The sequence below is a fragment of the Gracilibacillus oryzae genome (assembly GCF_009498735.1).
In the GTDB taxonomy this organism is placed as follows: Bacteria; Bacillota; Bacilli; order Bacillales; family Amphibacillaceae; genus Gracilibacillus; species Gracilibacillus oryzae.
Window position 1 is genome coordinate 12316 of the sequence record NZ_ML762425.1, and the last position, 13669, is coordinate 25984.

Annotated in this window: 14 protein-coding genes; 9 read left to right on the forward strand and 5 right to left on the reverse strand. The window is 36.4% G+C overall.

Features of this window, described 5'->3' with window-relative positions:
• The first annotated feature begins 337 nt into the window (after positions 1 to 337).
• From F9U64_RS02765 to F9U64_RS02790, 6 genes are all read left to right on the forward strand, one after another.
• Positions 338 to 733 carry a GntR family transcriptional regulator gene (locus F9U64_RS02765; RefSeq protein WP_153401465.1) on the forward strand — a complete coding sequence of 132 codons (396 nt, stop codon included), beginning with the start codon at positions 338 to 340 and terminating at the stop codon, positions 731 to 733.
• Positions 708 to 1607, forward strand: coding sequence for an ABC transporter ATP-binding protein (locus tag F9U64_RS02770; RefSeq protein WP_153401467.1), 900 nt, complete (start codon positions 708 to 710; stop codon positions 1605 to 1607). Before F9U64_RS02765 ends, F9U64_RS02770 begins: the two co-directional genes overlap by 26 nt.
• The gene (locus F9U64_RS02775) at positions 1582 to 3564 is read left to right on the forward strand and encodes an ABC transporter permease (protein WP_153401469.1); all 1983 of its coding nucleotides are present in this window, start codon (positions 1582 to 1584) and stop codon (positions 3562 to 3564) included. The genes F9U64_RS02770 and F9U64_RS02775 overlap by 26 nt, the downstream gene beginning before the upstream one ends.
• 21 nt (positions 3565 to 3585) lie before the next feature.
• Positions 3586 to 4131 (forward strand): RNA polymerase sigma factor, encoded by a 546-nt coding sequence (locus F9U64_RS02780; RefSeq protein ID WP_153401470.1) that lies wholly within the window; start codon positions 3586 to 3588, stop codon positions 4129 to 4131.
• Between the two features lie 137 nt (positions 4132 to 4268).
• Positions 4269 to 4526, forward strand: coding sequence for a hypothetical protein (locus tag F9U64_RS02785; RefSeq protein ID WP_153401472.1), 258 nt, complete (start codon positions 4269 to 4271; stop codon positions 4524 to 4526).
• Positions 4527 to 4834: 308 nt separating this feature from the next.
• Entirely contained in the window at positions 4835 to 5872 is a 1038-nt protein-coding gene (locus tag F9U64_RS02790; protein WP_153401474.1) for a lactonase family protein, read from the forward strand.
• 74 nt (positions 5873 to 5946) lie between these two features.
• On the opposite strand, the gene F9U64_RS22585 is transcribed toward F9U64_RS02790, so the two are convergent.
• From F9U64_RS22585 to F9U64_RS02805, 4 genes are all read right to left on the reverse strand, one after another.
• Entirely contained in the window at positions 5947 to 6105 is a 159-nt protein-coding gene (locus F9U64_RS22585) for a hypothetical protein (RefSeq protein WP_228275573.1), read from the reverse strand.
• 30 nt (positions 6106 to 6135) lie between these two features.
• Complete coding sequence (locus F9U64_RS02795; RefSeq protein WP_153401476.1) at positions 6136 to 8070, reverse strand: aconitate hydratase; 1935 nt, start codon at positions 8068 to 8070, stop codon at positions 6136 to 6138.
• Between the two features lie 107 nt (positions 8071 to 8177).
• The gene (gene htpG, locus F9U64_RS02800) at positions 8178 to 10058 is read right to left on the reverse strand and encodes a molecular chaperone HtpG (RefSeq protein ID WP_153401477.1); all 1881 of its coding nucleotides are present in this window, start codon (positions 10056 to 10058) and stop codon (positions 8178 to 8180) included.
• Between the two features lie 174 nt (positions 10059 to 10232).
• Entirely contained in the window at positions 10233 to 11003 is a 771-nt protein-coding gene (locus tag F9U64_RS02805) for an alpha/beta fold hydrolase (protein WP_153401479.1), read from the reverse strand.
• A gap of 154 nt (positions 11004 to 11157) precedes the next feature.
• On the opposite strand from F9U64_RS02805, the gene F9U64_RS02810 reads away from it, so the two are divergent.
• The 3 genes from F9U64_RS02810 (at position 11158) to F9U64_RS02820 (ending at position 13163) form a co-directional block, all read left to right on the forward strand.
• Positions 11158 to 11415, forward strand: a complete 258-nt coding sequence (locus F9U64_RS02810; protein ID WP_153401481.1) for a transcriptional regulator SplA domain-containing protein — start codon at positions 11158 to 11160, stop codon at positions 11413 to 11415.
• Entirely contained in the window at positions 11408 to 12436 is a 1029-nt protein-coding gene (gene splB, locus F9U64_RS02815; protein WP_153401483.1) for a spore photoproduct lyase, read from the forward strand. The genes F9U64_RS02810 and splB overlap by 8 nt, the downstream gene beginning before the upstream one ends.
• Before the next feature lie 130 nt (positions 12437 to 12566).
• Entirely contained in the window at positions 12567 to 13163 is a 597-nt protein-coding gene (locus F9U64_RS02820; protein ID WP_153401485.1) for a DUF421 domain-containing protein, read from the forward strand.
• 38 nt (positions 13164 to 13201) lie between these two features.
• Here F9U64_RS02820 and F9U64_RS02825 read toward each other — a convergent pair.
• Positions 13202 to 13669: TraR/DksA family transcriptional regulator (locus tag F9U64_RS02825; RefSeq protein WP_228275574.1), on the reverse strand; the 468-nt coding region annotated here is incomplete at its 5' end.

Consider the following 13669-nt stretch of genomic DNA (forward strand, 5'->3'; position numbering starts at 1 on the left):
AATGCCATGAAGCGGAAGAAATAAGAACTCAAGGAATTCGGGAGCCATCTCATGCCATGACGCAGAAGAATTTAAGGACTCAAAGCATTCGGGACATCACCATACTATGACGCAGAAGGAGAAATAATAAAAATGCTTTTCAATCTATTAATTTTAAATGATAACTATTTTTGTTATGTCCCGGCCAATTGATGGTAAAGGACTTAAACTCGATGGGAACTTTTTTTAAAAAAACTATTGCTTTTTCAAATTTTTATCATATAATATAACTGTACTAAATATAATAATACAGTTAATACACTTAATACACACCATACAGTAGAAAGGTAGGGGGGCTATGTTTGAGCTCGATTTGCGAAGTCGAAAGCCGATATATGAACAACTTGTAGATAAATTAAAACAGTTGATTATTAATGATGTGTTAAAACAAGACGAACAGTTACCATCTGTAAGGACACTGGCACAACAATTATCGATCAACCCAAACACAATTCAAAAGGCATACCGCGAATTGGAAACACAAGGCTATATATATTCTGTGAAAGGGAAGGGAAGTTTTGTGAGTCAAATGGTAGCAGAAAATAATGAGCAACAAATTAAGGAAGCGAAAGAACAATTGAAAAAGCAAATTGCAGAAGCTTTATTTATTGGTCTTACCGTCAACGATTTAAAGGAAATACTAGAAGAGATCATTGGAGGTGAGCCAAGTGATACAAGTGCAAAACGTGAATAAAAAATTCGAAAAAGATATTGTATTGAAAGATATATCTTTAAAGGTGGATAAAGGCTCTATCTATGGTTTATTAGGTTCAAATGGAGCGGGAAAGACAACTCTGTTAAAAACAATTTCAGGTATTGTGAAACAAAATTCTGGTACTGTCGAAATCGAGAGAAAGCCAGTGTTTGAAAATATTCCTTTAAAAGAGCGCATTATTTTTCTGCCTGATACATTATTCTTTTTTTCACAATACACAGCAAATCAGATGGCGAAATTTTACCAGAATATGTATCCGAATTGGAATCAAAATCGATTTGTGCAAATGCAGAATTTATTAGATCTTGACCCAAACAAGAAAATTCACCGTTTTTCAAAGGGGATGCAACGTCAGGTTGCCTTCTGGTTAGCACTATGCGCAATGCCTGATTACTTAATTTTAGATGAACCATTTGACGGTCTTGATCCAGTTATCCGAAAAAAGATAAAATCATGGGTAATTCAGGATGTTGCAGAACGGGAAATGACGGTAATTGTTTCTTCACATAACTTATCTGAAGTGGAAGACATATGTGATGCTGTTGGCATTATTCATCGAGGTAATTTGTTATTAGAGAAAGAACTTGATGATTTAAAATCTGATATTCATAAAGTGCAATTAGCATTCAAGCAAGAAACGAATGATGATATCTTTGCCGGATTACATGTGTTACATCAGGAAAAGCGAGGCAGTGTTTATGTATGTATCATCCGCGGGGAATATGAAGATATTGAAAAACAAATAAATCAGTTTAACCCTGTTGTCTTCGATATATTACCACTAACTTTAGAAGAAATCTTTATTTACGAAATGGAGGGTGCTGGATATGCAATCGAAAACATTCTTCTTTAAAAAAGAATTATTAAAACAGGGATTTCGAACAACAGGATGGATCGGTATAGCATATTTTCTGGCATTGACCTTTATTTTGCCACTGCAAATTGTCATGGATTTATCAAGAGAGCAAGATGAAAGCTATAAATATTATTTTGACGGGATTGAAAATCTTTTTGATATTAATGGTCCATTCCAGGTAATTAGTATTTTTGTCGTTCCTGTTCTTGCCGGCATATTTGCTTTTCGTTACATGCAAGTAAAAGGGTCGGCTGATTTTATTCACAGTTTGCCATTATCAAGAAACCGCCTGTTTCAGCATTATTTCTTTATGGGTTATGCGATGATTATTCTGCCCATATTAGTTATCGGTTTTATCCTTTTAGTAATGGAAGGTACGATGGATGTTGATATCATTTACAATCAGCAGCATATTTGGGAATGGCTAATTTTTACAATCGTTATGATTAGTTTATTGTATTCATTTACTGCATTAATAGGTGGTATTACAGGGATTTCCGCAGTGCAGGGAATGTTAAGTTATATTTTCTTATTTTTTCCTGTAGGTATTGTATTTCTTTTTATTTACAATATAGAGCTATTATTAAATGGATTCTCAGCAGGTTATTTGTGGGAAGAGAACCTGACAAGTTTATCACCGCTTATTCATACTGCATACTCGCTAGAGTTAAATGGAATTCTTAATCCAACTATCTGGATCTATGCTGTTCTTGCAGTGATTTGTTATATAGCTGCACTTATTCTTTATCGTATTCGTCCAGTAGAATCAGCAACTCAAACATTATTGTTTAGACATCTCAAACCAATATTTAAAGTTGGTGTAACCCTCTGCTTTATGCTGCTGTTTGGAACCTATTTTGGTTTGGTTCAGGAACAGCTTATAGGCTGGGTAATCTTTGGCTATATATTCGGAGCATTTATCGGGTATTTGCTAGCAGAAATGCTAATCCAAAAAACATGGCGTGTGTTCGGTGAATGGAAAGGTTTCTTTATCTATATCGGAATAGCTTTAGTAGTGATCGCATCACTTGTATTTGACTGGTATGGTTTTGAAACAAGGGTACCAGATGCAGAAGACGTGCAAGGTGTGCAAATTTTACAAAATCATTCCTATTATAGTGGTGATTTGGATGGAATAGGTGAATTACCTGAGATAGAAGACAAAGAGTTAATAAAAACTATTACTCAATTTCATCAGAAAATAATTGATAATGGGGATTTTCAGTCTGGAAGAGAATGGAATGTATATTCAACAGAATTATATATTGACTATCATTTGACCAATGGAAATCACATTAAGCGTCAATATTTTATCCCCTCTGTTAAGAAATATGAACAATTTTTAGAACCAGTGTATGAAAATGAAGCATATAAGAAAATGAACCAATTCTGGTTATTTCATGATGATAAGGATAACTTCCATTTAGGGCTCCACAGTTCGTACTCTGATAGTGTAAATATACCAGCTAGCTTGGAGGATCCTCTAATTGAGGCTTTAAGACAGGATTATTTAAATGAAACATTTGAAGAAATGCTGCAGCAGGATTTCAATCTAACAATCGAATTTTTATCAACTGAGGATAGTAACTATTATAGACATATAGGAGTTTCAAGCAGTTATACTACGACGCTAGAATTGCTTCGGAATCAAGGGTATAAAGCAGCTTTCAGTCTCGCTGAGCAGGATGTTGCAATGATTGCAATTAGACATGAAGATTCATCATATGAAGAACACTTAGCAAATGTTCCCGGCGCTTCAGAAAGTGAACTGTCAGATGTTTTTACAACAGTGGATCAACAGCAAATCGCACAGTTAGCAGCTCTTGAGGAAGAACATGATTATGAGGGTGAGTGGACGATAGCAGCATTTGGTCCAAGGAGTGAGGAATATATGACCTCTTTCAAGATACGTGAAGATCAATTACCGGATTTTGTCTTAGAAAAATATGAATAGTAAATAAGGGAGGTGATCAAAATGATCGTTACGGAGAACAGGGAGTTATGTTTTGAAGATTTAGTGAATAAACATCAGGAGATGATGTACTACGCTGCATTCCAAGTGTTGAAAGATCGGCAGCTTGCAGAAGATTGTGTGCAGGAAGCATGGATAAAAGTACATCGATGCTCAATAGATCAAAATAAAATTGATAAACTGGCTGCATGGTTGCGAACGATCACTTCCCGGACTGCTATTGATTTGTTGCGCAAAGAAAAAAGGACCAAGATGGTTTTGCTTGATGATGAGATAAATATAGAAGAATTAAAAATTTGTTCTGTAGAACATATTGAAGAAGAAATGGCTATAATTGGAACGTTAGAAGAGATAAAAAAATGTATACATCATTCAAGTGAGAAATTACAAGCTGTCTTTTACTTAAAAGTAGTCAAAGGATATTGTGATTCGGAAATTTCAACAATTCTTAATATATCAGAATCAGCAGTAAAAACAAGATTATTTCGGGCAAGAAAAATGATCAAACAACATTATCAACATTTAAATGAAATAAAGCCAGGAGCATAGAAAGCTTCTGGTTTTTCTAATGAAACAGGATAGCTGGATTCCTGCATAGCTGATCAGCTTTTGAACTCAGATACTTTTGTTCTTTTATGAAAAGGGTTATAATGGTAGTGATTAAAGTAGGTAAAGGATGAAAGCGCATGAGCTTCATAATATATGTTGTCCTTCCATGGATCTTTTTATGTTTATTTATTATTGGTGGTATTTATAGTTTGTGGAAAAAACTGCCTTACTGGTGGGGGTTTGCCAGTTGTGCCACCGGTGTTATCATTTATTTGGTTGGAAATGAGATAGTCGGCGGGTATAACGGTATGAGCTTAAGTTTGATTGGTGCATTACCTTTTACCATTGGATTATTTATATTATATTTTCTATTTGTGGGAAGTAAATTTCAATAAGCCAATATTTGTCCAACATAACATCGTGTTTGTCTGGAGATAGTATAAGTGTACCCAAATGAATAGGAGGGATACTTATGCGTAGACGTAATGCAATGTTACCAATGCTTGCTTCAATCGGAATTGGGGCTTATGCTTATTACCAAATGCGAAAAGGAAAAAATCCGGCAAACATGGGATAATGATATAAACATAAAGTGTTGAAAGGATCTTTTATTAGATCTTTCAACACTTTCTTCATTATTAGAATTATCTTCATTGATTTGCTATAATGAAACAATAAATATTTTCAGAAAAGAGGGAAAAATATGGGGAACAAGTACATTGGATATGTCGGTACATATACGAAAAAGGCAAGTCAAGGTGTTTATCGCTTCGAACTGAACACGGAAAAAAAAGAATTGGAAAACGTACAACTGGCTGCAGAATTGGACAATCCTACATATGTGACAGTGAGTGATGACAACCAACAGCTATATGCTGTATCAAAAGAAGGGGATAAAGGCGGGGTGACTTCATTTTCCATTAAAGAAAATGGTGATGTAACTAAATTAAACAGTCAAGCTACAGCAGGATCACCTCCTTGTCATGTTAGTATAAATAGTGACAAAAGCTTAGTTGTTGCTGCAAATTATCATACGAAGCTTGTTGAAGCATATAAAACGAATGATGATGGTTCCATAAATGAGCCGGCAAGTGCGGAACATGACGGCACTGGTCCCCACGAACGACAAGAGAAGCCACATTTACACTATGCAGGATTTACACCTAATGAAAAATATGTGGTGGTAGTTGATTTAGGAACAGATACTGTGACAAGTTATCAGCATGAAAATGGGAAGCTTGAAAAAGTCAGTGTTCTTGAAACAGAGGCCGGGAGTGGGCCAAGACATCTTGTTTTTCATCCCAACGGAGAATATGCTTATGTAATGACAGAATTGAGTAATGAAGTGATTACACTACGTTATGCAGGTCAAGGAAAGTTTGAAGCATTGCAATATTTACCTGCAATACCTGACGATTTTACGGAAAACAGTCAAGGAAGTGCTATTCATATTTCATCAGACGGCAATTTTGTTTACGCAGGGAATCGTGGGCATAACTCGATTGCTGTATACAAAGTAGAAGATGACTTTACACTTTCTTTTATTGCATGGACAGATACAGAAGGTAATTGGCCAAGAGATTTTGTTCTGGATCCGACAGAGCAATTTATCATTGCTTCTAACCAAGAGTCAGATACATTAGTTTTATTTGAACGTGACAAAGAAAATGGGACGTTAACTTTAGTGCAGAAAGATGTACAGGTACCTGAACCTGTTTGTGTAAAGTTTTTGAATTACTGATTATAATATTAACAAAAAAGCTGCCAATCGAGTATTGGCAGCTTTTTATATACCTAACAAAAAATTACTGTTAACTAATCAATTATCCGATGGTTCACATCTGTATCGATAATCGTATGCTGATCTTCTTCATATCTGGAAACAAATCCATCTCCATTACAGATGGAACAAGTATAATGCCATTGTTCATCATCCATTAGCATTCCTGATCCTTCACATGCTTTACATTTCATCTCTTGTGATCCCATTAGAAAAATCCTTTCTTAAGCTTTATTTTTTATCCAATTGATGATCCCGCCCTGAAGAATAATGTCGATATGTCTTTCCGTCAAATCATGTTCCACTTGGATCGTTTCACCGCTGTCTTTAATTTCTACATCAAAGCTTGTAAGCTGCTTCATTTTTTCGTGAATATTGCGGAAGGAAAGAACTGCACCTTCTTGTACTTTTTTATAATCTTCAATATGAACAAAACGTAATGGTAAAATTCCGAAATTTATTAAATTCTGTAAGTGAATGCGGGCATAGTCTTTTACTATTACCACTTTCAAGCCTAGATATCTTGGTGCCAGTGCGGCATGTTCACGACTCGATCCCTGACCATAATTGAATCCTGCTATGATAGCATGACCATGATCATCCCTTGCTTTCATTGCTCGTTCATAATAGGTATCATCAACAATTTCGAATGCAAAGGTACTGATTCTTTGAATATTGCTTCGATATGGTAAAACTTTCGCACCACCTGCTAAAATTTCATCTGTGGAAATATTATCAGCCATTTTTAATAAGACAGGCAGATCAAAGTTGTTTTCAATTGGAGCAAAGTCAGGTAATGATGTAATATTAGGACCTTTTTCTAACTGTACTTCTTTATTATCTTCAGGCGGTGCTTCCATCATTCCATCATCGCCGGCATGTTTTGGTGCTTTTATTTTAGGATATTTCATATCTAATGTACGCGGATCTGTAATAGCTCCAGTTAATGCAGATGCAGCAGCAGTTTCAGGGCTGCACAGAAACACACTGTCTTCTCTTGTTCCAGATCTGCCGGGGAAGTTCCTTGGTGTTGTGCGTAAACTGTTTCTGTCAGTAGCAGGTGCTTGTCCCATACCGATACAACCATTACAGCCAGCTTGATGCATCCGTGCACCAGCTGCTAATAGATCACCTATATAACCATTATCACTTAGCTGTGTTAACAACTGCCTTGAGGTCGGATTAATATCAAACGAGATACCAGGTGCTATTTTTTTCCCTTTCACAATTTCAGCAGTAATAGCGAAATCGCGATAACCAGGGTTAGCGGAAGAACCTACATATGACTGGTATATGCTCTCACCAGCAACTTCACTTACTGGCACTACATTCCCCGGACTGGAAGGCTTTGCTATAAGAGGCTCTATTGTTGAGAGGTCAATCTCTTCATCAATATCATAATCAGCCCCACGGTCAGCTTTTAATTCTATCCAGTCAGCTTCACGGTCCTGGTTTTGCAAAAATTCTTTAATCACATCATCGGAAGGGAATACAGTCGCTGTTGCTCCAAGTTCTGCCCCCATATTGGCAATAACATGTCGGTCCATTGCTGATAAAGAGTTCAAACCTGGACCATAATATTCAATAATTTTGCCAACACCGCCTTTAACATCATGTCTTCTCAACATTTCTAAAATAACGTCCTTGGCGCTGACCCAATCAGGAAGCTTACCAGTCAGTCTCACTCCCATAATTTGCGGCATCTTTACATGATATGGCTCTCCTGCAATTGCCATCGCTACATCAATTCCCCCTGCCCCCATTGCAAGCATACCCATACAACCGTTGGCACATGTGTGACTATCAGAACCAAGCAGCGTTTTTCCTGGTTTAGCGAGTCGCTGCATATGTACTGGATGGCTGACACCATTACCTGGTCGACTGTAATAAATGCCGAATTTTCTTGCAGCACTTCTTAAAAATAAATGGTCATCTGCGTTGCGATAATCTTCCTGAATAACATTGTGATCAACATACTGGGCAGAAACTTCAGTTTTTGCTTTCTTTAAGTCCATTGCCTCCAGTTCGAGCATGACCATCGTTCCTGTAGCATCCTGTGTTAAAGTCTGGTCAATTTTTAAGCTTATTTCCATACCTGCTTTCATTTCACCATCAATTAAGTGTGACTCGATTAACTTTTGTGCGACATTTTTTTTCAAATGAATTCCCTCCACACATAAACTATACCAGTAGCTTGTGCAGATTATTGGAAATTAGTCATTAGAAAAAGCCTTCATTCAGCAGGAATGAAGGCTCTAAATTGTATTTAAACCATTACTTTGCACATATCATTTGTTAATGCAACAGGATCTTCGATTGGAAGACCTTCGATTAACAGTGCCTGGTTATATAATATATTGGTATATAATTTTACTTTTTCTTTGTCTGTCTCTTGTGCCTTTACTAATGCCTGGAAAATATCATGTTTGTTATTGATTTCTAATACTTTGTTTGCCTGGATATTCTGGTTATCAGGCATTTGACGAAGAACTTTCTCCATCTCTATTGACACATCACCTTCAGCGGATAAACAAACAGGGTGAGACTTTAGCCTAGTAGATAATTTAACATCTTTTACTTTGTCTCCCAGGATTTCTTTCATATCAGAAAGAAGGTCTTTATGTTCCTCTTTCTGCTTTTCGGCTTCTTTCTTTGATTCTTCGTCTTCTAAATTCAGATCACCGCTTGATACAGATTTAAATTCTTTGTCATCATAATTCAATAACATTTTAATTGCAAATTCGTCAACTTCATCAGTGAAGTAGAGGATTTCATAGCCTTTGTCTTTTACCATTTCCGTCTGTGGAAGCTTTTCAATGCGATCATGTGACTCACCTGTCGCGTAGTAAATATGTTCCTGATCTTCAGGCATACGTTCAACATATTCCTTCAGACTGACTAATTTCTTTTCACTTGATGAATAGAAAAGGAGTAAATCTTGCAGCTTATCTTTATTTGCTCCAAAGTCACTATAAACACCGTATTTTAATTGACGGCCAAATGAATCAAAGAACTTTTCATATTTTTCCCGGTCATTCTTTAACAAACTCTTAAGGTGATTGCTGATCTTTTTCTCAATATTTTTGGCAATTAACTTAACTTGACGGTCTTGCTGCAATATCTCCCGCGAAATATTCAGGGACAAGTCTTCAGAATCTACAATTCCTCGCACAAAGCTAAAATAGTCTGGTAATAGATCGGCACACTTTTCCATAATTAAGACACCATTTGAATACAGCTCTAAGCCTTTTTCAAAGTCTTGAGAGTAATAGTTGAATGGCAGCTGCTCAGGGATATATAAGATAGATTGGAATCGAACCATTCCATCAACACTTACATGCAAATGGCTTAATGGTTTATCAAAACCAAAGTGTTTTTCCTGATAAAAGGATTGATAATCTTTATCTTGCAGTTCTTGTTTGTTTTTGCGCCAGATTGGTACCATACTATTAATTGTCTGCTCTTCTGTTACATCAACTAATTCATCATCATCGTCACCTTTTGGCTGTTTTTCCGTAACATCCATTTTGATTGGGTAACGAATAAAGTCAGAGTATTTTTTAATTAACGATTTTAATCCAAACTCATCAAGAAACTCATCATAATTTTCTTCTTCGGCATTTTCTTTTACATGAATAACAATTTCTGTTCCGACATCTTCTTTATTGTATGGTTCAATTGTATATCCATCTTGTCCATCAGATTCCCATTTGTATCCTTCTTCATTATGTAATGCACGTGTATAAACTGTCACTTTATCTGCTACCATGAAGGAAGAGTAGAATCCAACACCAAACTGGCCGATAATTTCCTGTCCATCTTGCATTTCCACTTCTTTTTTAAATGCCAGAGAACCGCTTTTTGCAATTGTACCTAAGTTCTCCTCAAGTTCTTCTTGTGTCATTCCAATACCAGTGTCTTTAATTGTTAATGTTCTATTGTCTTTATTAGGTTGGATCCGAATATAATAGTCATCTTTGTTGAAAGAAATACTGTCATCTGTCAGTGCCTTGTAATAAATTTTATCAATGGCATCACTTGCCTTGGATATTAATTCCCGTAAGAAAATTTCTTTCTGCGAATAGATGGAATGGACCATCATTTCCAGCAGACGTTTCGATTCAGCTTGAAACTGTTTTTTCTCCATCTCCTAAACCTCCTGCATTTTCTATATGTAAAGCTTAGCACTCAAATACCTTGAGTGCTAACATCTATAAATTTAGTATAAATAACAAGGCATGTCAAGGGATTGGAGATGGATAAAAAAGAATTTATCACAGCGTCAACCGTCTGTAATACCCCTACTGATCATAGTCTCACTTTATATCAGTGACTTATTAAACATCCAATTCATTATTACGGCATTGCATTCATTATAATACTTTGTTGGTACTTGATGCTTCGCTTTCTCAATATAAACAATTTCCACATCATTTACTTTTGATTTATACAGGTGTTGATAATCATGAATATAATAATCTCGCTGCCCATAAATCAAGAGTAATGGACAACTCAGTTGATCAAGATACTGTTTGTTTATCTGCTGCATTCCTATCCTGTATTGATCAGCTAAGCTTCCCGAATCTGTATTCATTATTTCGTGATACATTTCATTGCCAGCGTCCTGATGGCGAAAGTGATTTTTGGACAGGCCAAGAGCAAGGATTTTCATCCAATTCTGCTTAGCAATCCAAATTCCTATCTGATATTCTTTTTTTAATAAAAAACTGCTTACTTCGTAGTATCCGCCAATTAGAATCAGCCCGAGGGTCCGTTCCGGATAATCGGAAACAAAAGCTTGTGCAATGGACCCTCCATTAGAATACCCGCATATAATTGCCTTTTCTATCTTATTTATATCCAAAATGCGTTTCACATCTTCGACTAACACTTCCATACTTATCGGCTGATCACCTCTTTCACTGCGACAGTCGCCTCTGATATCGAAGGTAATAATTTTGCATGTCTTTTGCAGCTTTTGCTGGTAACGGAAAGTTAAATGACCCATCCCAGGTGGGGGAATAAAGAGCAAAGCAGTTCCCGTACCTGTAGTCTCGAAATATAATGCTGGTTTGTCAGTGGTAAATGGCAAAACAGTTCACCCCTTATTAAATATGTGCCTGATTCTTTTTATTGTATCTAACAAGCTAAAAATTAATTAGTGTATCTGTTTCTAATAAATGGAACTCATATAAACGAAAGGTAAATGGCAACCTAAAAATAGAAAAAATAGGGGAGGTAGTGAAATGTTAGAACCAACTGACTATAATCATTATAAAGCTGGAGACGTAGTGTATGTTTTTTATCGCAATCCACATACACAAGATGTAGCAAACATTCAAGAGGCCGCTGTTGTAAGAGATCCTGAGAATCCTGATGGTTTGGCACTGTTTTTATATGAAACCTATTATCCACTTTCAAGTGAAATCGCTGTATATCCGAATGAACAATCAGCAGAGGCTGCTTATCATCATTACTTTGATGGAGATTTATACGATGATTAAACCATTTAAGCCACAACTAGTCTACTTTGAACCGAAGGCTTTGGATTATCCTTTGGGTGAAGAGCTGTTGGAAAAATTTAAAAAGATGGATGTGGAAATCCGTTATACAACCTCCCATAACCAAGTGAGAAATCTGCCAGGTGACAACGATTTTCAAAAGTACCGAAATGCGAAATCTACACTTGTTGTAGGGATGAGAAAGACTTTAAAGTTTGATACATCCAAACCGTCAGCAGAATATGCCATTCCATTTGCCACAGGGTGTATGGGGCACTGTCACTATTGTTATTTACAAACAACGATGGGTAGTAAGCCATATATCCGGACATATGTGAATGTGGAAGAGATTTTTGATGCAGCATCAAACTATATGGAAGAGAGAGCTCCTGAATTTACACGATTCGAAGCATCCTGTACCTCAGATATTGTCGGGATCGATCATTTAACACATACTCTTAAAAGAGCGATAGAATTTTTTGGACAATCGGAATATGGCAAGTTACGCTTTGTAACGAAATTTCATCATGTTGACCATCTGCTAGATGCCCAACATAACGGAAAAACCCGATTTCGGTTTAGTATTAATGCAGATTATGTAATTAAGTATTTTGAACCAGGAACTTCAAGGTTAGCACAAAGAATAGAAGCAGCAGGGAAGGTGGCTCGTGCAGGATATCCACTTGGGTTTATTGTTGCTCCCATTTACCTGCATGAGAATTGGCAGGAAGGTTATTATCACATGTTTGAACGTCTGCATGAAGAATTACCTGAAGATGCGAAGCGAGATATTACCTTCGAATTTATTCAGCACAGATTTACCAAACCTGCAAAACGAGTGATTGAAAAAAATTACCCAATGACAAAATTAGAGTTAGATGAGTCCAAACGAAGATACAAATGGGGAAGATACGGAATTGGTAAATATATTTATACAAAAGAAGAGGAAGAGGAGATTAAGACAGAGTTGTTTAACTATATGAAGAAATTCTTTCCTAATGCTAAATTAGAGTATTTCACCTAATAATAGAGGGTGTTCAAAAAGCGGAATCAAACCATACATTCCGATGCTCCTCACTGCACCGCCTCGACCTTCTTGCATCTTGTTTGCCGACATTTTGACCATGCACTAATAATGTGGAAGGATGAGTGAATTGGAACTTGATTGGATTTGGAAGGCTATACTGATAATTATTGTAGGAACATTACTATTGAGAATTGCTGGAAGGAAATCCATATCTCAAATGACTCTTGCTCAGACTGTCTTAATGATTGCGATCGGATCCTTACTGATTCAACCAGTATCAGGAAAAAATATATGGGTGACATTTGGGGTAAGTGCTGTTTTAATTCTCACACTTATTCTTGTAGAGTTTACACAGATAAAGTCAGATAAATTTGAGAGCTTTATTACAGGCAAATCAATAATCCTTATTGAAAATGGCCGAATAAATGAGCAGAACCTTAAAAAATTCAGGATATCAGTAGACCTGTTGGAAATGTTATTAAGACAACAGAGTATTAAGAACATAAAAGATGTGGAGTGGGCGACACTGGAGCCGAATGGAACATTAGGCTATCTGTTAAAAGATGATGCCCAGCCAATTACTAAAAAGGATCTGAAGCAATTGCAGAATCAAATAGCACAATTACAAGGCACCATAAATAGCCAGGATAATCAACAGGAAAATATATTTACTGAAGTAGCCCAAAAAGGTCATATTCAATCGCCTGCAAAACGTTTAGAGTAGCGTGGAAAAGCAACTGGAATTTTCCAGTTGCCTTTCTATTATCTTTCTGTATATAAAATAGACCCAACATCATTTTCGTCCAAGTAATCTTCATAACGTTCATGGTTTTCATTTACACCAATGAATTTTCCGTGAATATCGGAAAGCAGGAAGCTTTCTAATTCTTCTACACTGCCAACTAATTCATCAGAATTAAAATACATGTCATCATAGCTTTTTTCTGAATCGTAAAAATCAGAAGGACCATCCGAAGAACCGAATTGTTCGACGCGTTGCCATGCATCTTCTGCATCAAAAAGGGTTGCTTCTTCCTGATTAAGATCATCATTAAGGTTAGCAGGGATTACATGTTCTTCTGCGGGTCTGGTTTTTTCAACATATTGATCGGCATGCTGTATACATTTTTTTGTTGTCGGCATTGCCAGTAAACGATCTGCAGGAATATCGGCACCACATTCATCGCATTTGCCATACGTTCCATGTTCAATCGCTGATAAAGCTTCATT